13 protein-coding genes and 3 rRNA genes are annotated in these 24,127 nt (G+C 42.6%); 13 read left to right on the top strand and 3 right to left on the bottom strand.

Annotated features, from left to right (window positions below):
- The first annotated feature begins 14 nt into the window (after window positions 1-14).
- The 9 genes from atpD (at window position 15) to rrf (ending at window position 12,541) form a co-directional block, all read left to right on the top strand.
- Window positions 15-1,400 (top strand): F0F1 ATP synthase subunit beta, encoded by a 1,386-nt coding sequence (gene atpD, locus FLM54_RS15490; RefSeq protein ID WP_008112138.1) that lies wholly within the window; start codon window positions 15-17, stop codon window positions 1,398-1,400.
- Window positions 1,401-1,413: 13 nt separating this feature from the next.
- Window positions 1,414-1,836, top strand: coding sequence for a F0F1 ATP synthase subunit epsilon (locus FLM54_RS15485; RefSeq protein WP_008112140.1), 423 nt, complete (start codon window positions 1,414-1,416; stop codon window positions 1,834-1,836).
- A gap of 297 nt (window positions 1,837-2,133) precedes the next feature.
- Entirely contained in the window at window positions 2,134-3,492 is a 1,359-nt protein-coding gene (gene glmU / locus FLM54_RS15480; protein WP_178956823.1) for a bifunctional UDP-N-acetylglucosamine diphosphorylase/glucosamine-1-phosphate N-acetyltransferase GlmU, read from the top strand.
- A gap of 445 nt (window positions 3,493-3,937) precedes the next feature.
- Window positions 3,938-4,246 (top strand): hypothetical protein, encoded by a 309-nt coding sequence (locus FLM54_RS15475; RefSeq protein WP_178956822.1) that lies wholly within the window; start codon window positions 3,938-3,940, stop codon window positions 4,244-4,246.
- 124 nt (window positions 4,247-4,370) lie between these two features.
- Window positions 4,371-4,850, top strand: a complete 480-nt coding sequence (locus FLM54_RS15470) for a DUF1240 domain-containing protein (protein ID WP_256729586.1) — start codon at window positions 4,371-4,373, stop codon at window positions 4,848-4,850.
- Window positions 4,851-5,187: 337 nt separating this feature from the next.
- Window positions 5,188-6,972 (top strand): choice-of-anchor I family protein, encoded by a 1,785-nt coding sequence (locus tag FLM54_RS15465; protein WP_178956821.1) that lies wholly within the window; start codon window positions 5,188-5,190, stop codon window positions 6,970-6,972.
- Between the two features lie 611 nt (window positions 6,973-7,583).
- Window positions 7,584-9,119, top strand: a 16S ribosomal RNA gene (locus FLM54_RS15460).
- Between the two features lie 285 nt (window positions 9,120-9,404).
- Window positions 9,405-12,289, top strand: a 23S ribosomal RNA gene (locus tag FLM54_RS15455).
- Window positions 12,290-12,426: 137 nt separating this feature from the next.
- A 5S ribosomal RNA gene (rrf, locus tag FLM54_RS15450) occupies window positions 12,427-12,541 on the top strand.
- The 16S, 23S and 5S rRNA genes sit together here, the layout of an rRNA operon.
- A gap of 371 nt (window positions 12,542-12,912) precedes the next feature.
- Here rrf and FLM54_RS15445 read toward each other — a convergent pair.
- The 3 genes from FLM54_RS15445 to FLM54_RS15435 all read right to left on the bottom strand — a co-directional run bounded on the left by FLM54_RS15445 (window position 12,913) and on the right by FLM54_RS15435 (window position 17,010).
- The gene (locus tag FLM54_RS15445; RefSeq protein ID WP_178956820.1) at window positions 12,913-14,184 is read right to left on the bottom strand and encodes a LysM peptidoglycan-binding domain-containing protein; all 1,272 of its coding nucleotides are present in this window, start codon (window positions 14,182-14,184) and stop codon (window positions 12,913-12,915) included.
- Between the two features lie 88 nt (window positions 14,185-14,272).
- Window positions 14,273-15,589, bottom strand: a complete 1,317-nt coding sequence (locus FLM54_RS15440; protein WP_178956819.1) for a PAS domain-containing sensor histidine kinase — start codon at window positions 15,587-15,589, stop codon at window positions 14,273-14,275.
- A gap of 2 nt (window positions 15,590-15,591) precedes the next feature.
- On the bottom strand, window positions 15,592-17,010 hold the full coding sequence (locus FLM54_RS15435; RefSeq protein WP_178956818.1) for a sigma-54-dependent transcriptional regulator: 1,419 nt from the start codon (window positions 17,008-17,010) through the stop codon (window positions 15,592-15,594).
- A 226-nt stretch (window positions 17,011-17,236) separates the two neighbouring features.
- Here FLM54_RS15435 and FLM54_RS15430 point away from each other — a divergent pair, with 226 nt between their 5' ends.
- The 4 genes from FLM54_RS15430 (at window position 17,237) to FLM54_RS15415 (ending at window position 24,102) form a co-directional block, all read left to right on the top strand.
- Window positions 17,237-18,490, top strand: coding sequence for an efflux RND transporter periplasmic adaptor subunit (locus FLM54_RS15430; RefSeq protein WP_178956817.1), 1,254 nt, complete (start codon window positions 17,237-17,239; stop codon window positions 18,488-18,490).
- Window positions 18,491-18,501: 11 nt separating this feature from the next.
- The gene (locus FLM54_RS15425; RefSeq protein WP_178956816.1) at window positions 18,502-19,206 is read left to right on the top strand and encodes an ABC transporter ATP-binding protein; all 705 of its coding nucleotides are present in this window, start codon (window positions 18,502-18,504) and stop codon (window positions 19,204-19,206) included.
- 1 nt (window position 19,207) lies between these two features.
- Window positions 19,208-21,604, top strand: coding sequence for an ABC transporter permease (locus tag FLM54_RS15420; protein WP_178956815.1), 2,397 nt, complete (start codon window positions 19,208-19,210; stop codon window positions 21,602-21,604).
- A gap of 83 nt (window positions 21,605-21,687) precedes the next feature.
- Window positions 21,688-24,102, top strand: coding sequence for an ABC transporter permease (locus tag FLM54_RS15415; protein ID WP_178956814.1), 2,415 nt, complete (start codon window positions 21,688-21,690; stop codon window positions 24,100-24,102).
- The last annotated feature ends 25 nt before the right edge of the window (window positions 24,103-24,127 follow it).

The raw sequence follows: 24,127 nt of genomic DNA, 5'->3' as shown, positions 1-24,127 counted from the left end.
CGAGAGGAATAGACATGAGTTTAGGTAAGGTCGTCCAAATTATCGGCGCCGTTGTGGATATCGAATTTCCACAAGACAGCGTGCCAGCCGTATATGACGCGCTAAAAGTAACAGATGGCGATTTAGCTGGTTTGACTTTAGAAGTTCAACAGCAGCTAGGTGGCGGTGTGGTACGTACTATCGCACTAGGTACTACAGACGGTTTACGTCGTGGTGCTTCAGTAGAAAACACAGGCGAAGCAATTCAAGTTCCAGTTGGTACTAAGACCCTAGGTCGTATCATGAACGTACTTGGTGAGCCAATTGATGAAGCAGGTCCAATCGGTGAAGACGAGCGTATGTCTATCCACCGTGCAGCACCTACTTACGAAGAGCAATCAAGCTCAGTTGAACTTTTAGAAACGGGTATCAAGGTAATCGACCTTGTATGTCCATTCGCTAAAGGTGGTAAAGTTGGTTTATTCGGTGGTGCCGGTGTTGGTAAAACCGTAAACATGATGGAACTTATCCGTAACATCGCAATCGAGCACAGCGGCTACTCAGTATTCGCAGGTGTTGGTGAGCGTACTCGTGAGGGTAACGATTTCTACCATGAGATGAACGATTCAAACGTACTTGATAAAGTATCGCTTGTATACGGTCAGATGAACGAGCCACCGGGTAACCGTTTACGCGTAGCGTTAACAGGTCTTACTATGGCTGAGAAGTTCCGTGATGAAGGTCGCGACGTACTTTTCTTCGTAGATAACATCTACCGTTATACACTTGCGGGTACAGAAGTATCAGCACTTCTTGGTCGTATGCCATCAGCGGTAGGTTACCAGCCTACACTTGCTGAAGAAATGGGTGTACTTCAAGAGCGTATCGCATCTACTAAGACTGGTTCAATTACTTCAATCCAAGCGGTATACGTACCTGCGGATGATTTAACGGATCCATCTCCAGCAACAACGTTTGCTCACTTAGATGCAACAGTGGTACTTTCACGTGATATCGCATCACTAGGTATCTACCCAGCGGTAGACCCTCTTGATTCATCTTCACGTCAGCTTGATCCACAAGTAATCGGTGAAGAGCATTACGGTATAGCGCGCGGCGTTCAAACAGTTCTTCAGCGTTACAAAGAACTTAAAGACATCATCGCGATTCTAGGTATGGACGAGCTTTCTGACGAAGATAAGCAACTTGTATCTCGTGCACGTAAAATCCAGCGTTTCCTATCTCAGCCATTCTTCGTGGCAGAGGTATTTACAGGTGCGCCAGGTAAATACGTTTCACTTAAAGACACAATTGCAGGCTTCAAAGGTATCTTAAACGGTGAGTTTGATGATATGCCAGAGCAAGCGTTCTACATGGTTGGCTCTATTGAAGAAGCTCAAGAAAAAGCTAAAAGCATGTAATTAGGAGGGTAGTATGGCAGCTATGACTGTACATCTTGATGTAGTAAGTGCTGAAGAGAAATTATTTTCTGGTTTAGTAGAATCTATTCAAGTATCTGGTAGTGAAGGTGAGTTAGGTGTTAATGCCGGTCACGCCCCACTACTAACTGCCCTTAAACCTGGTATGGTACGTTTAGTTAAGCAATTTGGTGAAGAAGAACTCATCTATATTGCTGGCGGTACACTAGAAGTTCAACCGAACATAGTGACCGTACTTGCTGATACAGCTGTTCGTGGTGAAGACCTGGACGAGAAAGCTGCAGAGCAAGCTAAACGTGACGCTGAAGCCCAAATGGCAAAAGGTGCATCTGCTGAGCTTGATTACAATCAAGCCGCAATGCAACTAGCTGAAGCAATTGCTCAGCTACGCGTTATTCAGCAATTACGTAAAAAGTAAGCCTATCTGGTTTTTAAAAGCCCACTTTATGTGGGCTTTTTTGTGCCTGATGATAAATCCTGTCGCTATTTGTAAATAAATTAATCGTTATGGCTAATATCTCTTCATTATTACTTATATCTACGCAAGATCCTCGCTACAATAACCCTATTCTATTAGGTGTTACTTTGCTTAAGTTAAGATTCAGTAGTCATTGCTTAGCCTACTGAGTATTTGCACATGATGTGACTTACGTAATCTACTTTGCAGCACACTTATTCTATTAAGCTAAAACAACGGAAAAAGGAAATTGTTTTAATGGCTCTAACAACGGTTATTCTTGCAGCGGGTAAAGGTACCCGTATGCGCTCTGCTCTGCCTAAGGTACTGCATAAAGTGGCAGGTAAACCTATGGTGCAACATGTTATCGATAATGCCAATGCGCTAGGTGCTACATCGACTAACTTAGTTTATGGTCACGGCGGCGAACTATTACAACAACAATTAGCCGATAATAACGTAAACTGGGTGCTGCAAGCTGAACAGCTAGGTACAGGCCACGCAGTGGCACAAGCTAACCCACATATAAATGACGACGACACCGTACTGGTTTTATACGGTGACGTACCTTTAACAAAGCAATCTACACTTGAACGCTTATTAGCAGCGACACCTAAAAATGGCTTAGCAGTATTAACCGTTAATTTAGCAAACCCAAATGGTTACGGGCGTATGCTACGTGTTGATGGAAAGCTAGTGGGTATTGTTGAACAAAAAGATGCTAATGCAGAGCAGTTACTTATTAACGAAGTAAACACCGGCATTATGGCGGTTAATGGTAAGCTTTTAAAAACATGGTTAGGTAACTTGTCTAACAATAATGCTCAAGGTGAATACTACCTAACAGATATAGTTGCTATGGCGCATAGTGAAGGTGTAGAAATTACATCAGCACAGCCTGATCATCCAATGGAAGTTGAAGGTGCAAATAACCGCGTACAACTTGCAGGATTAGAGCGTGCTTACCAAGCATGGCAAGCAGAAGACTTGATGTTAAATGGAGCCACCCTTGCTGACCCTGCACGTATTGACGTACGTGGCGACGTTAAAACAGGGGAAGACGTATTAATTGATATAAACGTTATTTTTGAAGGCAATGTAACGCTTGGTAATAACGTACAAATTGGACCTAACTGTGTACTTAAAAACTGTAGCATCGGTGACAATGTTATTATTAAAGCCAATACACTAATTGAAGATGCATCAGTTGCGGCTCAATGTACACTCGGTCCATACGCCCGCCTTCGTCCTGGTGCAGTAATGGAAGAAGACTCGCACATTGGCAATTTTGTCGAAATGAAAAAAACCCGTTTAGGCAAAGGTTCTAAAGCAAACCACTTAAGTTACTTAGGTGATGCTGAAATTGGCGAGAAAGTGAATATTGGCGCAGGCACAATTACCTGTAACTACGATGGGGTTAATAAAGCAAAAACCATTATTGGCAATAATGCCTTTATAGGGTCTAACTCGTCACTGGTTGCTCCTGTAAACATTGGTGCTACAGCAACTGTGGGTGCAGGCTCTGTTATTACCAATGCCGTAGCGGATGATCAGCTAGCCGTAGCACGTGGCAAGCAACGTAATTTAGATGGTTGGAAACGCCCAGTTAAAAAATAGTAATGACCATTACTTATTAAATATTTAAAGCGAGTTTCATAACTCGCTTTTTTATTATCTAAATATTTTTAATTAATTAGATTACTCAATAACGTATATAAAATATAACTGAAGGAAGTGCGGCATGTCAGCTTATGCTCGTCGTGCAATCGTTGAAAGGAAACCCGAAGCTAGTTAAAAAGTATATTATCAGGTAATGGTCTATTCATTATTAATAGGCTTTAATAAAGTACTGAGTGAAGACCCTTATGGAATATTCGGTACATTATTTGGAGTTCCGAGCATAAAAGTATTATGAAAATATTTAAATGGGAAAAAGCAAGTAAGAGTGGCAGAAACCTCGCTTTTAAAGAATTATTTATAAATTTTTTAGGGCCTATCTTAATTTGCATTATTTTTTTTAGCTTCTATTCAGAAGTTATTAAATTATAAATCTGAATACTTAATGACAGGCTTTGTTAAAGGGTTGTTTATTGCATTATCTTTATTTCTTTTGCTAGTAATCCCTTTCAACTTGTATATAGAGTCATATATAAAAAGCAATGGCTATACTTATTGTAATTGGTATACCAGTCCATCATTCAGAGGTCCCGATGTTTGGTTAAAAAATGATGAGTTATGCTTACAAGATGGCTCTGTCATAACCAGTGATGTTACCGATTGGTTTGAACAGAAAAGTCAACAAGGTATTGAGCCAACAATTAATGAACTTGAAGTTTTTATACAAGAAACTAGAGCAGAGTATAATCGTTAAAATTAACTCAAAATTGCTGCAGTCGTTTTTATTTAAAATAACCAGCTAAGCTAAATAATTTTATAAAGGGATTTTTCTGGCTTCCAAAGGTAAATTTAACCCTAATAAAAATAAGCTATAAACAATGTCTATTTTAGAATGGAAAAAATCCGAAGAACGTTTTACAGAGCAAAGCTTCGAACATAAATTAATTGTTGTGATAGGCCTGTTTGCTTTTATATTATTTACAATTGCTTTATTTTATTTCTCTTATTATGGGTTTGTTGAAAATGTTTATTTTGATGAGTCGCTTTATTATATTCGAGAAAGCGGCTTGTTGGCTCCGATAATAGTAATGGCTCCATTTCCTGTTTTAATGACAATTGCAGGCTTACAAAAAGTATTGAACTTCCGCAATGAAAAAACAGTAAGGTTAATGGTAAAGCTTATGCTGCGCGCAATACCTTTATATATAATTTTATCTATTGTTAATAGCTTTTACATTGAATCTAAATTAACACGTGAGGGATATAGCTTTTGTAATTGGTATACCAGTCCATCATTCAGAGGTCCCGATGTTTGGATAAAAATGATGAATTATGCCTACAGGGTGGCTCTGTCATAATCAGTGATGTTACCGATTGGTTTGAACATAAAAATCAACAAGGTATTGAACCTTCCGTTGATGAGTTAAAAGAGTTTATAAAAATAACTCGAAAAAGGCGCGATGATTATATAAATAATATGTAGCAGCCAGTCCATTTAAATGAGTAACAGGCCAAGCCCTATTTAAATGAGTAACAGGCCAAGCCCTATTTAAATGAGTAACAGGCCAAGCCCTATTTAAAGCGAGTTTCATAACTCGCTTTTTTATTGTCTAAATATTCTATAAATAAAAATGCCATGCTGTTGTCATCCCTGTGTGTTGATATTTAACTAATACAACACTAAGGAAAACAATAATGTTAAACAAATCAATAATAGCCCTTTCTTTGCTATCACTATTAACTGGTTGCTCACTAGATGGTGATGACGGCCAAGATGGCGCACAGGGTGTACAAGGTACAGCGGGTAATAATGGCGAAAACGGCACTAATGCAAATTCAGCTTTAAATATCAAACTTATTGGCCGCGCAGTACTCAATGCACAAAGCCCGGAAGGGGCAGCTGAAATAGTCGCCTACCAAGCCTCTAAAAAATGGATTTATGCCATTAATAGCTCTGGTGATGAAGCTGTTGTGAATATCATTCTTGCCGATACGTTCGACACCGCTGCATTAGTAAAAGATAACGAAGGTATTGTAACCGCGACCAACTTAGCCTCTGCCATTACGCTCTCACTAAATGAAAATACGCCTGGCGATGCAAACAGCATAGCTATCGATGCAAATAACCAATTATTAGCGGTAGCAATGGCTGCTACAAACTTGGGCGAAGCTGGCCAAATAGCGTTTTACAATATTGGCGGAGATACACCAGTATTTATTAAAAATGTAACAGTAGGTGCCCTACCCGACATGGTGACATTTAGCCATGATGGTGCAAAAGTAGTGGTTGCTAATGAAGGTGAACCTAATGGCGACTACAGTATCGACCCCGAAGGCACTATCAGCATTATCGATATTAATAACGGCACTATTGCCGATACTGCTATGAGCATAAACTTTCAAGCTTACAATAATAAGCAAGCAGAATTAGAAGCGCAGGGTTTAGTGTTTGCCAATCCTACTGGACGTACTATTAATGGTAATTTAATAAATACCACCGTCGCTATGGATTTAGAGCCAGAGTATGTGAGTATTTCCAAGGATAATAAATACGCCTATGTCTCTATTCAAGAAAATAACGCTCTAGCTATCATCAATCTTGAAGATAATTCCCTTGAGCTAAAAGGGCTCGGTTTTAAAGATTGGTCAAACTTACAATTTGACGCTTCAGACAAAGACGGCGGTGTTAACTTTAAATCATACCCTGGTTTATATGGCATGTATCAGCCAGATACAATTGCAAGTTTTAGTTGGAAAGGAGCCAACTTTATTGTATCTGCCAACGAGGGTGATGCACGCGAATACTTTTTTGATGCCAGCGATGAAGCTGATTGCATCGCTCAGGGCGGCCTTGATTATGACGCTAAAGATGGGTGTTTGGCATATATAGATGAAAGCCGCGTAGAAGATCTAGCTCTCGCAGCTAACTTCGATTACTTAAATAACGATGATAACGACATTGGTCGTTTGAAAGTCACTACAGTAAAAGGTGATAAAAATAATGATGGCCAATACGAATCGCTTTATGCTTATGGCGCACGGTCATTTACCATTTGGGATAGCAATGGGCTGGTGGTGTTTGACTCAGGCGATCAAATTGCACGAGTAACCGCTTCTGTTCATGGCAATGCATTCAATAATAACGAAGATGAAAATAAAGGCGATACACGCTCAGATGATAAAGGGGCAGAACCCGAAGCGCTAACATTAGGTGAGGTTGGCGATAGGTTATTTGCTTTTGTTGGCTTAGAGCGTATGGGCACAATAATGGTGTTTGATATAACCAACCCTTATGATGTGAAATTTCAAGACTACTTTTATAATCGTGGTTTAGAACCAAGTGCAGATATAAGTGGCGATCTTGCTCCTGAAGGAATGACATTTGTTCCTGCAGCGCAAAGTGCAACAAACGAAGCACTGCTTATAATCGGTAATGAAATCTCAGGCTCAATTGCCGTATGGGAAATAACAACTCAGTAATTAGTAAAGTTTTAAGTAAAAGCGATGTAGCGGTTATCTATAAATCGCTTTTACTTCCTCCCCTCTCAATAATCATGCCTTATGTGAATGCTTTTTAATCAAAAACAGCCCTGTAGCCCTTTGTTTGTATGGTTATTGTACTAAATTGAAATTAATTTAATAAAACTGAAATAAAGCATTGACCCTCTCCAGAATATCCCTATAATGCGCATCCACTGACCCGGCAGGCAGCAATGAAAAGCGCTGAACAAACGGTAAGTGAGTCGAGTAAAACTTAGCTTTCAAATCTTTAAAAGAAACTGAAAATTAAGTGTTGACAAAAAAATAGGAAAGCGTAATATGCGCAGCCCTAGCGAGATAAAGTTTAACGCTTTAATCGCAACGTTCTTTAACAATATAAAGCAATCATCTGTGTGGGCACTCGTACAGGTTGAGTTCTAACAGCCAAGCTTCGTTTACTAAGTAAGGCAAACAAATTTAGAGTCTCAATTGAAACTGAGTGACCAACAGCAATAACTACTTAGGTAGGAATTGCAGCACAGTCAATTCAATATCGAAAGATATTAAATAAATTCAGAATTCATTGAGCTGTCGAAAGACATAAAACTTTTTAATTGAAGAGTTTGATCATGGCTCAGATTGAACGCTGGCGGCAGGCCTAACACATGCAAGTCGAGCGGTAACAGAAAGTAGCTTGCTACTTTGCTGACGAGCGGCGGACGGGTGAGTAATGCTTGGGAACATGCCTTGAGGTGGGGGACAACAGTTGGAAACGACTGCTAATACCGCATAATGTCTACGGACCAAAGGGGGCTTCGGCTCTCGCCTTTAGATTGGCCCAAGTGGGATTAGCTAGTTGGTGAGGTAATGGCTCACCAAGGCGACGATCCCTAGCTGGTTTGAGAGGATGATCAGCCACACTGGGACTGAGACACGGCCCAGACTCCTACGGGAGGCAGCAGTGGGGAATATTGCACAATGGGCGCAAGCCTGATGCAGCCATGCCGCGTGTGTGAAGAAGGCCTTCGGGTTGTAAAGCACTTTCAGTCAGGAGGAAAGGTTAGTAGTTAATACCTGCTAGCTGTGACGTTACTGACAGAAGAAGCACCGGCTAACTCCGTGCCAGCAGCCGCGGTAATACGGAGGGTGCGAGCGTTAATCGGAATTACTGGGCGTAAAGCGTACGCAGGCGGTTTGTTAAGCGAGATGTGAAAGCCCCGGGCTCAACCTGGGAACTGCATTTCGAACTGGCAAACTAGAGTGTGATAGAGGGTGGTAGAATTTCAGGTGTAGCGGTGAAATGCGTAGAGATCTGAAGGAATACCGATGGCGAAGGCAGCCACCTGGGTCAACACTGACGCTCATGTACGAAAGCGTGGGGAGCAAACAGGATTAGATACCCTGGTAGTCCACGCCGTAAACGATGTCTACTAGAAGCTCGGAACCTCGGTTCTGTTTTTCAAAGCTAACGCATTAAGTAGACCGCCTGGGGAGTACGGCCGCAAGGTTAAAACTCAAATGAATTGACGGGGGCCCGCACAAGCGGTGGAGCATGTGGTTTAATTCGATGCAACGCGAAGAACCTTACCTACACTTGACATACAGAGAACTTACCAGAGATGGTTTGGTGCCTTCGGGAACTCTGATACAGGTGCTGCATGGCTGTCGTCAGCTCGTGTTGTGAGATGTTGGGTTAAGTCCCGCAACGAGCGCAACCCCTATCCTTAGTTGCTAGCAGGTAATGCTGAGAACTCTAAGGAGACTGCCGGTGATAAACCGGAGGAAGGTGGGGACGACGTCAAGTCATCATGGCCCTTACGTGTAGGGCTACACACGTGCTACAATGGCGCATACAGAGTGCTGCGAACTCGCGAGAGTAAGCGAATCACTTAAAGTGCGTCGTAGTCCGGATTGGAGTCTGCAACTCGACTCCATGAAGTCGGAATCGCTAGTAATCGCGTATCAGAATGACGCGGTGAATACGTTCCCGGGCCTTGTACACACCGCCCGTCACACCATGGGAGTGGGTTGCTCCAGAAGTAGATAGTCTAACCCTCGGGAGGACGTTTACCACGGAGTGATTCATGACTGGGGTGAAGTCGTAACAAGGTAGCCCTAGGGGAACCTGGGGCTGGATCACCTCCTTATACGATTTAGAACTTATTTGTTCGTAGTGTCCACACAGATGATTGTTAGTTAGTTTGCTCTTTGAGTTTACTAATTAATATGCTCTTTAAAAATTTGGAAAAGCTGATAATAAAATTCGTATGAATACATTGTATTTGTACAGAGTTTTCAAAAGTAAAAAAGAATGATAGCAGTATCATTCAGTGCCATTTAATCCTCGGATTAATTGGTATCTACTTTAGTATTCAATATTAACTTCTGGCGAAGTTAAACTGTCACAAAACAAAGACCCGTTTGGGTTGTATGGTTAAGTGACTAAGCGTACACGGTGGATGCCTTGGCAGTTGGAGGCGATGAAGGACGTATTAACTTGCGATAAGCCTAGTCAAGCTAGTAAAAAGCACTTGAGACTAGGATTTCCGAATGGGGAAACCCACCTGCTTGCAGGTATCGTTAACTGAATACATAGGTTAACGAGGCGAACGCGGAGAACTGAAACATCTAAGTACCCGTAGGAAAAGAAATCAACCGAGATTCCGATAGTAGCGGCGAGCGAAATCGGAACAGCCCTTAAGCTTATTATGTGTTAATGGAAGGCTCTGGAAAGTGCCACGATACAGGGTGATAGTCCCGTACATGAAAACGCATTTTAAGTGAAATCGAGTAGGTCGGAGCACGTGAAACTTTGACTGAATATAGGTGGACCATCATCTAAGGCTAAATACTCCCAACTGACCGATAGTGAACCAGTACCGTGAGGGAAAGGCGAAAAGAACCCCTGTGAGGGGAGTGAAATAGAACCTGAAACCGTGTACGTACAAGCAGTAGGAGCCCCTCGAGGGTGACTGCGTACCTTTTGTATAATGGGTCAGCGACTTATATTTTGTAGCGAGGTTAACCGATTAGGGTAGCCGTAGGGAAACCGAGTCTTAACTGGGCGAATAGTTGCAAGGTATAGACCCGAAACCCGGTGATCTAGCCATGGGCAGGTTGAAGATTGAGTAACATCAATTGGAGGACCGAACCCACTAACGTTGAAAAGTTAGGGGATGACCTGTGGTTAGGAGTGAAAGGCTAATCAAACCGGGAGATAGCTGGTTCTCCCCGAAATCTATTTAGGTAGAGCCTCGGACGAATACTTACGGGGGTAGAGCACTGTTAAGGCTAGGGGGTCATCCCGACTTACCAACCCTTTGCAAACTCCGAATACCGTAAAGTAATATCCGGGAGACACACGGCGGGTGCTAACGTCCGTCGTGAAGAGGGAAACAACCCAGACCGCCAGCTAAGGTCCCAAAGTCATAGTTAAGTGGGAAACGATGTGGAAAGGCCCAGACAGCCAGGAGGTTGGCTTAGAAGCAGCCATCCTTTAAAGAAAGCGTAATAGCTCACTGGTCGAGTCGGTCTGCGCGGAAGATGTAACGGGGCTAAACTATGCACCGAAGCTGCGGATTCAGAATTTATTCTGAGTGGTAGGGGAGCGTTCTGTAAGCGGTTGAAGGTGTACCGGGAGGTATGCTGGACGTATCAGAAGTGCGAATGCTGACATGAGTAACGATAATGCGGGTGAAAAACCCGCACGCCGGAAGACCAAGGGTTCCTATCCCATGTTAATCAGGGTAGGGTAAGTCGACCCCTAAGGCGAGGCCGAAAGGCGTAGTCGATGGGAAACGGATTAATATTTCCGTACTTGGTATAATTGCGATGGGGGGACGGAGCAGGCTAAGCAAGCATGGCGATGGTAGTCCATGTGAAAGTGTGTAGGCTAGTGACTTAGGTAAATCCGGGTTGCTGTTAGGCTGAGACACGAGACGAGTCACTACGGTGATGAAGTTGCTGATGCCATACTTCCAGGAAAAGCCTCTAAGCTTCAGATTATACCGAATCGTACCCCAAACCGACACAGGTGGTCAGGTAGAGAATACTAAGGCGCTTGAGAGAACTCGGGTGAAGGAACTAGGCAAAATCGTACCGTAACTTCGGGAGAAGGTACGCTCCGATTGGTGATGAGACTTGCTCTCTAAGCTGATTGGAGCCGCAGTGACCAGGTGGCTGGGACTGTTTATTAAAAACACAGCACTGTGCAAAATCGCAAGATGACGTATACGGTGTGACACCTGCCCGGTGCCGGAAGGTTAATTGATGGGGTTATCTTCGGAGAAGCTCTTGATCGAAGCCCCGGTAAACGGCGGCCGTAACTATAACGGTCCTAAGGTAGCGAAATTCCTTGTCGGGTAAGTTCCGACCTGCACGAATGGTGTAACCATGGCCACGCTGTCTCCACCCGAGACTCAGTGAAATTGAAATCGCAGTGAAGATGCTGTGTACCCGCGGCTAGACGGAAAGACCCCGTGAACCTTTACTACAGCTTGGCACTGAACATTGAACCTACATGTGTAGGATAGGTGGGAGACTTTGAAGCAGAGACGCTAGTTTTTGTGGAGTCGTCCTTGAAATACCACCCTTGTAGTTTTGATGTTCTAACGTTGGCCCCTGAATCGGGGTTACGGACAGTGCCTGGTGGGTAGTTTGACTGGGGCGGTCTCCTCCCAAAGAGTAACGGAGGAGCACGAAGGTTGGCTAAGTACGGTCGGACATCGTACGGTTAGTGTAATGGTAGAAGCCAGCTTAACTGCGAGACAGACACGTCGAGCAGGTACGAAAGTAGGTCATAGTGATCCGGTGGTTCTGAATGGAAGGGCCATCGCTCAACGGATAAAAGGTACTCCGGGGATAACAGGCTGATACCGCCCAAGAGTTCATATCGACGGCGGTGTTTGGCACCTCGATGTCGGCTCATCACATCCTGGGGCTGAAGTCGGTCCCAAGGGTATGGCTGTTCGCCATTTAAAGTGGTACGCGAGCTGGGTTTAGAACGTCGTGAGACAGTTCGGTCCCTATCTGCCGTGGGCGTTTGAGAATTGAGAGGGGTTGCTCCTAGTACGAGAGGACCGGAGTGAACGAACCGCTGGTGTTCGGGTTGTCATGCCAATGGCATTGCCCGGTAGCTACGTTCGGAACTGATAAGCGCTGAAAGCATCTAAGCGCGAAGCAGGCCTCGAGATGAGTTCTCACTAGACTTTTAAAGTCTCTGAAGGGCCGTTGAAGACTACAACGTTGATAGGCAAGATGTGGAAGTGGTGTGAGCCATTAAGCTAACTTGTACTAATTACCCGTGAGGCTTAACCATACAACGCCAAACGCGTTTTATGTGATAGTGAAACAAGCGAAGAAGTTAATATAACTAAAGTAGATTACTGAAGACATTTTATTATCAGAATTCCAAATTTTAGTAAGCTCGATTAAATCGAACTTACACCAAATTTGCTTGGTGACAATAGCGTTTTGGACCCACCTGACCCCATGCCGAACTCAGTAGTGAAACGAAACAGCGCCGATGATAGTGTAGCATTTGTTATGTGAAAGTAGGTCATTACCAGGCTCCAAATAAGAGAAAGCCCGATTCGAAAGAGTCGGGCTTTTTTACGTCTGCAGGAAAGTGAAAGTATCAGCCGTCAGCTATCAGCTGCACAGCGTAAATCTGACCACCGTAGCGTGGGTTGAGTATCTAGAACCCCGGGGCAAAATAACGCAACGTTAACCTCAGAGCCAACGCATCCCATTAAAAACATAAATGTACCTTGCTATGTGGCTCTCTAGCGCTGTAGGCACTACGATATTCTACTGCGTGGTCACTACGAAGGAACGCGCCGACGGCAAATATGTGCAAGATCGAATCTAAATTTAGGTCTTTTGAAGGGTGTATGGGCTGATAAAGTCATCAGTCCATATATTTAATAATCAGCGAGGTAGTTAGCTATTAGACAAGAATACAGTAAGTTTTTTACCTATTTTTAAGTGGTCGCTCGAAAGGTTATTCCATTGTTTGAGTTTATTAATACTTACTTTGTAATACTTAGCGATTTTCCATAAACTTTCGCCTGATTTAACCTGATGTTCAATTTGGGTATCGGCTAATTGAGGGAGCACAAGCTTTTGGCCAATTCTAATGGTGTTACTTTTTAGATCGTTAAACGCTTTGAGTTGGCTAATACCCACTTTGTAGCGTTTCGCTATAACACTTAAGCTATCGCCACGTTTTACTGTGTAGTGTTGCCACTGACTATAATCATTGGAATCAAGATTAGCGAGCATGTTTTTAAATTGTGTTTGTTCAGCAACTGGAACAACAATGTGGGGTGCATCAATAATGGCAGGAAAGCGGATCACACCATGGTTTAAAGATTCAAGTTGCTGCCATTGCTTTTGGTTATCTAAAATAACAGCGCCATCAATAGGTAATACTGCAATTGTTGGGCTGTTTGAAATTGCAGGAAAAGCCATTTTTTGGCTTTTTAATAATTGTGCCGCAGCTAGTAATTTTGGCACGTACTGACTGGTTTGTTTGGGCAGTTTTAAATTAAAAAAATCAGTGGGCTTACCCTGCTTTTTATTACTTCTGATGGCTCGTTGTACACGGCCTTCACCTACGTTATAAGCCGCAATTGCATGATACCAATTGCCATCAAAGCGCTTGTGTAAATACTCCATAAAATCCAGCGCAGCTCGGGTACTGTCTACTAAGTCTTGACGCCCGTCATACCAAGGTGATATTTGCACTTTAAAATATTTAGCAATAGCAGGCGTTAGTTGCCACAACCCAGAGGCATGTTTATGTGAGTACGCACTGGCATCAAAGTCACTTTCAATCAACGGCATTAATGCCAACTCAATGGGTAACCCGCGTTTTTCGACTTCGTTTACAATATAGTAAAGGTAAGGCTCAGCACGGCGGCTAATTTCATCCATATAATTTGGATGAGTTAAATACCATGCAATGCGTTTTTGCACCGCCGGGTGGCTGGAATCAGCAAATGACAGCTGCGCCCTAATACGTTGCCATACATCATCAGGTTCTTTTGTGGTGAGTGGAGCTATTTGTGCAATATCTTCGTGCTGTTCACTAACAATTGTTTTGGGGTTAGCCTTAATTTCAGGGGGGGATGTTGGTGTATCGGTTGTGGTTTCACAGCCGGATAAAATAAACACTAATGGCAAAATGCGGATAAATCGATTTGAGAACACGTACTAAACTACTCCGAAAATATAAATGTGGCTAACCTAAAGCTGTTTAGCTTAACATAGGGTGAGCTAAAAATGACCGTCAAATGAATTAACCAAACACACACCTAAAACAGGCGCCTTGTGGTTTTGGTACATAAATTAAATCACCACCGTGGTTGAGCATTATTTGCCGAGAGAGGCTAAGGCCAATGCCGGAGCCTTGTTGCTTGGTGGTAAAAAATGGCACGAAGATCATATCTATCACATGCTCACTGATACCTGGGCCGTTGTCGTTGATTTCTATATAAAGTTGTTGGCTAGCGTTTTGCGCCAAGCTGATTTTGACCCTTGCTTGAGTGGCATTCTCAGTACTGTACTTTTGGTTACTCTTTAGTACTTCAAGTGCATTTTTTATTAAGTTTACTAATACTTGCTCTATTTGACTGCTATCAAGCATCACTAATTGCTGGCTTTGAATTGTAAGCTCTATATCTATTTGCAGTTCACGGGCTTGTTGTTGATGTAAAGCGACAATATGCGTTAGCATATCGGCTAAATTTTTAGGTGCTAAATTAGGTTTAGGTAAGCTACTAACTTGGCGAAAGCGAGCAATAAAATCACCTAAATGAGCGGTTCTTGATGCTAACGTGCTTAGTGCAAGCTGTAAGTCTTGTTTATCTTCAAGCTCATTAAAACATAATGCTTGTGGCAGCAAATTACTGCAGGTATCAGCTAGTGATGATAGTGGCGTAATAGAGTTGGCAATTTCGTGAGTGAGCACTTTAGTTAAGCGTTTATATGCTTGTTGTTCTTTAAGTTGTAATTGGTCGTGAATTGATTGTAAGCTCACTACACGGCGAACCCTCCCTTGTATTTCGGCGATACTCAGTTGAATTGATAGGGTGTCGTGCTGCTCGCCATTTTGCCAGTAGGTGGTGCTGCGGATATTGTGTTCGGCGTTTAAAATTAACTCTCCAACAGCGCCTAACTCATGTAAATTTTGGAAGCTTTTACCTAGTAACTTACTAACGGCTGGGTTTGATTCGATCACCTCGCCGTTGTCATCACATACCATAACGGCTAAATCAACATGGATGAGCAAAGCTTGTAAAAACTGAGCTTGTTGCTCGGCATTAAAGCGCGCTGTTTGCATTTGTGCTTTTACTTGCTCAAATTGCTTAAGCATTGGGTGTTGCTGACCAAGCCCTAATGTACTGTCGCCATTAGCTAAAGCGCGGATCACCATTTCAGCTTGTTTTTGTTGGCGCTTAAACAGCGTAAAAATATGCGCTATTAGCGCCGCTGCGACTAGCATCATTAATAATGTCGTCGCTGAAAAACCATGCTTTTGCAATACATAGCTAAGCAACGCACTAACACTTATAAGTGCGATAATATTAAATGAAAGTAATAAATTAGCTCGCATGATTATAGCCCGTACTTTTCAAGGCGGCGGTACATGGCACCACGGGTTAAACCCAGTGCTTTGGCTGCATGACTCACATTACCTTGATGGTGCTTAAGTGCTGCGCGAACTGTGCGTTGTTCGAGTATGTCTAAATCAAAGGTGTCGTACTGTAGCTGATTGTTTATATCCTCTGTACTTTGACTCGCAGAATGAGCGCTAGGTGCTGCGCTATTACCTACAACTGAGGTTATATCGAGTGTATCCCCTTCAGTTAATATAACCGCACGCTCTATAGCGTGAGCCAATTCACGTACATTACCTGGCCACGCGTATTGGCAAAGCGCACTCATATCATCATCGCTAATGGTTAAGCTGCGTTTATATTTTTGCGCAAAGTGTTTTAGGTAGTAATTAGCTAATAATGGAATGTCATCGCTGCGCTCCCGTAATGCCGGAAGGCGAATTTCAACGGTGTTTATCCGATACAATAAATCTTGACGAAAACGCCCCTCTGCGACGGCTTGATCAAGGTTGTCGTTAGTGGCGCAAATAAGGCGAATATCTATATCAACGGCTTTACTGCTGCCAACGGGCGTTATTTGTCTATTTTGCAGTGCAGCCAGTAATTTGGCTTGATGCTCTAAGGGTAAATTACCCAGTTCATCTAAAAATAAACTGCCACCGTGGGCAAGCTCAAATTTACCAATTCGATCGCTTTTTGCATCGGTAAACGCGCCTTTTTTGTGGCCGAAAAGTTCGCTTTCAAATAAATTCTGCGCCACCGCACCCATGTCTAAACTCATAAATGTTTGATTATGGCGCATACTTGCTTGATGAATGGCGTTTGCGGTCAACTCCTTCCCTGTGCCACTTTCACCGGTTATTAATATGTTGGCATCAGTTTGAGCTGCTTTTTCTATGGTGCTAAACACCTGTTGCATCGCATTGCTTTGACCTAAAAACTCAAAGTTAGGCGTGTTTAAGGCTTGGTTTAACCCTTGTTTTTGCCGCGTTAATTTGCCCACTTGCTGTTTGTCTTTTGCGTGTGAAAATGCAGCGGCGACTGCGCCAAGTAATTGCTCGTTTTGCCAAGGCTTGGCAATAAAATCAGAGGCCCCCGCTTTAATTGCATCTACGGCTAATTGAATATCGCCGTAAGCGGTCATTAATAAAACAACGATATTAGCGTCTTGTTCGATAATTTTTTTCAACCAATAAAAGCCTTCTTTGCCACTGATTGAGTCTTGGGTAAAGTTCATATCAAGCAGTATTACGTCAACGGGCTGCTCGAGCTTGCGTTGCTCGTTAATGATGCCTGCAATGTCAAATGGATTGTCTGTGGCTTTAACACTTTGATAATGCTGTTTTAGTAATAAACGTGCTGCAATGAGAATGTCTGGGTTGTCATCAACAATTAGAAGAGAGCCTGTGTGTTTCATGTTTTTTATTTTTATAGAGTTTTATTTAGCCTAAAACAAAAAGGGGACAGTGTCCATAAATGGACGTTCATAAGATAATAAAGTGTTCTATAAATGGACACTATAATTAGTTTAAAAACTTAATTTGCAATTAAGCTATTGATTTTATTGGTTAATTAAAGTTGGCACACGCTTTGTAATAACAATAAGTAATTAGTTAAATTAAACCTGTATCAAGGTAGTCGACATGGACAAAAAAATAGAACGCTCATTTACGCAAAAGTATTTTAAAAAATTTACTTTTGCAGCTCTTACTTTAGGTGTTGTTGCGGCTGCATATGGTTATACGCAAAGCAGTGATACGGGCCGTAGCCAAAATATCGAGCGTAGTGGCTTAACGGTTAGCACGGTTAAACAAGGTGCCTTTAAAGATGCCTTAAGCTTACGCGGTCAAGTTGTGCCAAAAACCAGTATTTATCTCGATACCATTGCTGGTGGTCAAGTGGAAGAGCGATTAGTCGAGCAAGGTGAATATGTTGAGAAAGGCCAACCGCTCGTGCGCTTAAGCAACACTAACTTACAACTTGATGTAATGAGCCGTGAAGCACAAGTTACCGAGCAGCTTAACTTTTTACGTAATACGCAAATGACCATGGAAACCAGCCGGTTAAACTTACGCCGTGACTTATTAGAAATCGAATTAAAAATTACCCATTTAACACGTAGATTAAAACAAACTAAACCTTTGGTTAAAAGTGGCGTATTGGCGCAAGACCAACTAGCTGAGCTTGAAGAAGATTTAAATTATTACCAAGCCCGTAAAGAGCTCACCCTTGAGCGCCAAAAGCAAGAAAATTCAATCCGTGAGGTGCAAGTGGCGCAGTTGTCAGACAGCGCTAAAATGCTCGAAAAAAATCTGCAATTTGCGCGTCGAAATCTCGACGACTTATTAATCAAAGCGCCTGTTTCAGGTTATTTAAGCGAACTTGATGTGGAAATTGGCGAATCTAAAAACAGTGGTGCGCGGTTAGGCCAAATAGATATTCCTAATGAATATAAATTAGTGGTGCGCATGGATGAATTTTATTTAAACCAAGTGCAGCGTGACATGGCGGTAATGATTGAGCTAGAAAGCGGCACGGTGAATGCAAAAGTGAGCAAAATCGATAGCCGCGTACAGCAGTCACAATTTCAAGTAGAAGTGGACCTACCCAGTAACACTAAAAGCATTAAGCGCGGCCAAAGCATTGATATTGAGTTAATGCTAGGGGATGACAATAACAATGCCTTACTACTTAAACGCGGGGCTTTTTTTACTAACTCGGGCGGTAACTGGGTTTATGTAATCGAGCAAGGCGGTGATAAAGCAGTGCGCCGTGATATCCGCCTAGGCAAAAAGAATCAACACTATTTTGAAGTGCTTGAAGGGCTAAACGCTGGGGATAAAGTGATTACCTCTAGCTACAGCAACTTTGACAAAGCACAGCAACTACAATTTTAAGGATAATAACAATGATCAAACTAACTAATTTAAGCCGCGTATTTCGTACTCAAGATGTTGAAACAACAGCGCTGAGTAATATTAACTTAACCGTAAACGAAGGTGACTTTTTAGCGATTATGGGGCCATCTGGCTGTGGTAAGTCAACGCTGCTTTCTATTTTGGGTATGCTTGATTCACCGACCTCAGGCAACTTTGATTTTGCGGGAACTGACATTGCAGGCTATAGCGAAAAGCAACTAGCAGAGCTACGTAAAGAATCAATTGGCTTTGTATTTCAAAGCTTTAACCTGATTGATGAGCTAACAGTTTATGAAAACGTAGAGTTGCCATTGCAGTATCAAAAAATATCAAAAAGTGAGCGTAAGCAACGCGTAGAAACCATTTTAAAGCGCGTGGGTATTGATCACCGCGGCGAGCATTTACCACAGCAACTGTCGGGTGGTCAGCAGCAGCGGGTAGCCGTTGCGCGTGCATTAGTGATTAATCCCAAGCTAATTTTAGCCGATGAGCCAACCGGTAACCTCGATTCTAAAAACGGTGATGAAGTGATGGCGATGCTACGCGAATTAAACCGCGAGGGCACCACGGTTATTATGGTGACTCACTCAGAAAAAGAGGGTGCCTATGCTGATCGTTTAGTGCGCCTATTGGATGGCCAAGTGATGCTTGATAAAGCAAATATTGTGCAGCAAGCCGTTGTTGAGGTTGCTTAATATGTTTATTAATTATTTAGTCACTGCTTTAAGATCATTTAAGCAACAAAAACAGCATTTTATCCTAAACCTTTTAGGGCTAAGTATCGGCTTAGCTGCGGCAATTTTAGTGGCACTATTTGCACAAAACGAGTTGTCATACGATAGTCAGCAGCCTCACGCTGAACGTGTTTACCGTGTAGGCCAAGATTACTCAAAGTTGGGCTTATCAGTCATTCCTATTTTTAATTATTCTCAAGCGGCAAAAGCCACTGAATATAGCCAAGTAGAAGAAGTGTTTGGTTTGACGATGGTATCGTGGACCAGAGAGGCGATGGTTGACGTGCAGTACCTGGATCAGGGTTTTAAACTTAATGACTTGTATGGGGCAACGCCAAATATTGAGAACTTTATCAATATAAACACATTGGCAGGGGATTTAAAAAATGCAATGAGTACACCTGAGAGCTTGGCTCTAAGTGAATCTGAAGCACTGCGTATTTTCGGTACAATAAATGTTATTGGTAACACGTTACAGCACGAACAAGGGCAATATACTGTACGGGCGGTGTTTGCAGATTTACCAAGCAATACTCACTTTGCATTTAAAAACCTCGTATATGTAAAACATGATCCAAATAACCTGATGGTTAATAGCAGTTATGTTTATATGCGTTTGGCGCCGCAAGCAGATCCAAAAGCACTCGCTGATACACTGTCTAAACAGTACTTCAATGGGCAAATGGCGGGTCAAGTTGCCATTGAGTTACACCCATTACTAGACTTACATTTAACAGCAAAATCGCCATTTGAAATGAAAGCAGGCGGCGCAAAGCAAGTTGTAACGATTTGTGCAGGGTTGAGCGTGTTACTTATTTTGATTGCTGGCTTTAACTTTATCAATATGACGGTGGCACAGTCTGCAAAGCGCGCCAAAGAAGTAGGGGTGCGCAAAGCACTTGGCGCAAGTAAGCTGCAGTTAGTAACACAGTTTTTAGCTGAATCTACTTTGGTTGCTCTATTGTCGATGATTATTGCTTGTGTGTTAGTGGAACTGTTATTGCCAAGCTTTAACCAGCTGGTCGATCGTGAACTGATAGTGAGTTATTTTTCAGCCTTTGGTTTGGGCATTATGGCTGTTGTTATTGCTGTAGGCATACTTGCAGGTTTGTACCCGGCATTGTTTATCTCATCATTTAGCGCAAAACGAGTGTTAAGTGGCGATTTACAACGCGGTAATACGGCCATTTGGGTACGTAAATGTTTATTGACCTTGCAAGCTTCATTAGCAATCGGTTTGATCATTGCATCGGTTACGTTGTTAAAACAATTATCTCATTTACAAAGCCTTCCTTTAGGCTATCAAACGCAGCAACGCTTAGTGGTTTCAGAGTTGCCGGTGCAATCGGTATTTACGCAGCAGCCTAGCGCACTAATTAATCGCTTGACGGCTATAGATGGTGTAGAGCAAGCAACGATTATTGATACTCGTTTAACCGTTTCAATTAATAATACATTACAGCCTACTTGGCCCAATGGTGAATTTTCAGGTGGAATAACCCCTGTGATAGGTTCTGGTTTTGATGTTGTAAAAGGGCTAGGCTTTACGCTTATTGCTGGTAGAGACTTTAGCCGTGAGTTTTCCTCAGACTGGGCGACGCGAGCAAATGGGGTTACAACAGTAGGTACAATTATTACAGAAACCGTTGCCAAGCAGGCAGGTTATAGCAATATGGCTGATATTGTTGGACAAACAATTAAAGACACAGGGCGTAATGTGGATATGCGAGTTGTTGGTGTTGTAAAAGATGTAAAGGTTGGTAATGCACAAGATGCGAATTCTAACATTATGTTTTTATGTGGCTTTAACTATTTAGCACCAGTATCTGAAGTGATTTTAACCGTGAACGTACAAAACCTCCCTGCTATAAAACAGGCAGTGATCACAGCTTTAGCTGAAGTGTCTAATATTTATGAGCCAAAAATAAACCTGCTAGCTGAAAACTATAAAGCGGTATTAAAAGGTGATGAGCGTGTTTCTCTTGTCGTACTTATATTTACTGGCCTTGCAGTGTTCTTAACTTGCTTAGGTACTTTTGGTTTAGCTTCATTTGCCACGATTCGTCGCCAAAAAGAAGTCGCTGTACGCAAAGTGCTGGGTGCATCACGCATCAGTATTATGAATCTACTGGCAAAAGAGTTTTTAATTTTAGTGCTTGGCAGTGTAGCAATCGCATACCCGCTAACTTATTGGCTGGTGGGTGACTGGCTCGCAAACTTTAACGAGCGGGTTGATCAAGCGCTATGGGTTTATTTGGTTGCAGCTTTGAGTGTTGCTGCGATCACTTGGCTGACGGTTGCAAGCATCGCCTTTAAAGCTGCCAGTACGAGACCGTCGCTTACTTTACGTTATGAATAAATAAAGTTTATTAGCCAAAGCTATAGCCTGTCGGTGTAACCGGTAGGCCGTTTGGGGTGAGAACAAGGTCTTATAGGTTAGGTATGTTGATATCACATGTAACAACAGCGTTTCGAGTATTTAAGCAATATAAGCTGTATTCGTTATTGAATGTTTTTGGGTTAAGTATTGGTCTTGCCGCAGCTCTGTTAGTGACGTTATTCGCAGAGTATGAATTGTCGTTTGATGAAATGCAGCCCGATCACCAGCAAGTTTATCGTTTGCATGTTGATGTAAAGGTGCCGGGCTTAGAAGAGATCCCATTAACGGTTGTAAGCATTGCGCAAACAGTGTCTTCACGTAGTGATGTAAGCAACTTATTGGTGCTGGCAGATGTGGTCGATAGTGATTTATTTACTGATCATATTAAAGTGGCTGGGCAAGCGTTTAAGCTGCGAAATGTATATGGCACTTCGGCCAATTTACGTGATTTTATTCATCTTGATGTGATAGCTGGCAATCTTGAACAAGCGCTCTCAGAGCCCAATCAAATCGCCTTTAGTGCAAGTGAGGCTGTAAGGTTATTCGGCAGTGTTAGCAATGCGTTCGAGCAAACCTTATTGATGGGCGAGAGAAGTGTCACTGTGAGTGCTGTTTTTAATGACTTACCCGATAATAGCCACTTTTTGTTTCATGCTTTAGTGTCTGTTGATTTCACCGAACATAACGATATATCGAGTTATGTTTATCTAAAAACTGAGCAAGGAGCTGATTTAAAAGGCATAGAAAAGCAGTTAGCTAGAAGTCTTATTGAAAAATATCAATTAAAGAATAGCCAGCTTGAATATCGTTTAGTGTCGATGCGAGACGTGTATTTTAAAGCCCATTCTCCCTTTGAATTTAAACCTGGCGGGTCGGCTTTTTTAGTGAACTTGAGCCTGGTATTGAGCGTGTTACTACTCGCCATTGCCGCAGCCAATTACATTAATATTGCGGTATCGCAATTGTTGTATCGCAGCAAAGAAATTGCTATGCGAAAAATGCTGGGGGCGAGTAAGCGACAATTAATTCTGCAATTTTTGTTAGAAGCTTTGCTAATGCTGGCCTTTGCTACGGTGTTAGCGTTGTGTTGGGTTGAGGTGTTATTACCAAGCTTTAGTGACTTTGCAAACCGCCCATTACAGCTAGTTTGGGATTGGTCACAATTGCTAGCTGTATTGGGGTTGATACTTTTATTGGCTTTTGTATCAGGTGTTTACCCAGCTTTATGTGTAGAACGCGCTCCGCTTAAAAGTTTACTTGCAGGGCAATTGCAAACAGGTCAGATTCTGCGTAAAGGCTTGTTAGTATTTCAAGCAGCCATGGCAATGGCTTTAATTGTTTGTACGTTAGTGAGCTTGCAACAGTTAACGTTCTTGCAAAGCTTAGCGGTTGGTTATGATGTGACGGATCGCATTGTGATACACGATTTAAGTAGCAAGCAATTGATGGCAAAAGAGCATGCGATACTCAATGAGATCCGTGCACTGCCCGGTGTCGTGCAAGTGACCACTACAGACACAGATTTAACCGATAGCATCCTAGAAAGTTTTTACTTCCGTTGGCCAAACGGCTATGAAGAAAGCGAACTGCCACCGACTATTGGCACAGGTTTTCATGCCGTGGAAACCTTGGGTCTGACACTACTTGCTGGCCGAGATTTTTCACCACAATTTCAAAGCGATTGGTTGCATTATGTCAATGAGGAGTCAAATACGCAGCAGGGCGAGGATACGCCTCAAGCAATGGCCATTTTGGTGACCGAACAAATGGCAAAACGCGCTGGCTATGAGAGTGTGAGTGAGGTAGTGGGGCTGCAAGTTCAGGGGCTTTACCGCAACATCAATGCTATCATCGTTGGTGTGATAAAAGACATTAAAGTGGGCTCGGCAAAAGACGATTGGCTGCCTGTGTCATTTTCAGCAGGGTATAGCTCACAATCAACCGTTAGATTGGTGGTAAGCACCGAGCAAGCAAACTTTCCTCAATTATTGAGTCAGCTACGCCAGCTTTTAAAACAGTTTAATTTAACTGCCAACCCGCAATTTAGCCTAATGCTGCAAGACTTAGCCAAGGTTTATCGCGTCGAGCATGACTTGTTTGTGCTTATTCGAAATTTCTCTGTGCTGGCCATGTTTTTAAGTTGCTTAGGTTTATTTGGACTAGCGGCATTTGCAGCGAAACGTCAGCAAAAGCAATTAGCCATGCGAAAAGTATTGGGCGCAACCCGTTTAAATTTAGTTAATCTACTTGCCCGTGAGTTTTTAATCATAGTGTTCGCAGCGGCAGCAATTGCTTTACCTCTAGCTTATTGGCTAATGGATAACTGGTTGCAAGGTTTTAACGACCGTATTGAGCAAACCATTTGGGTATATTGCTTGGCAGGCCTCATTGTGGGTGCGTTTACTTGGCTAACCGTTGCCAGTCTTGCCTTTAAAGCCGCCAGTACACGGCCATCGCTTGTTTTACGCGATGATTAGATAAGCAAACGATGTCGCCATAAAT

The organism is Pseudoalteromonas sp. Scap25, from assembly GCF_013394125.1.
GTDB lineage: Bacteria > Pseudomonadota > Gammaproteobacteria > Enterobacterales > Alteromonadaceae > Pseudoalteromonas.
Note: the sequence above shows the minus strand (reverse complement) of the source record. Positions and strands in the feature narration are given on the sequence as shown.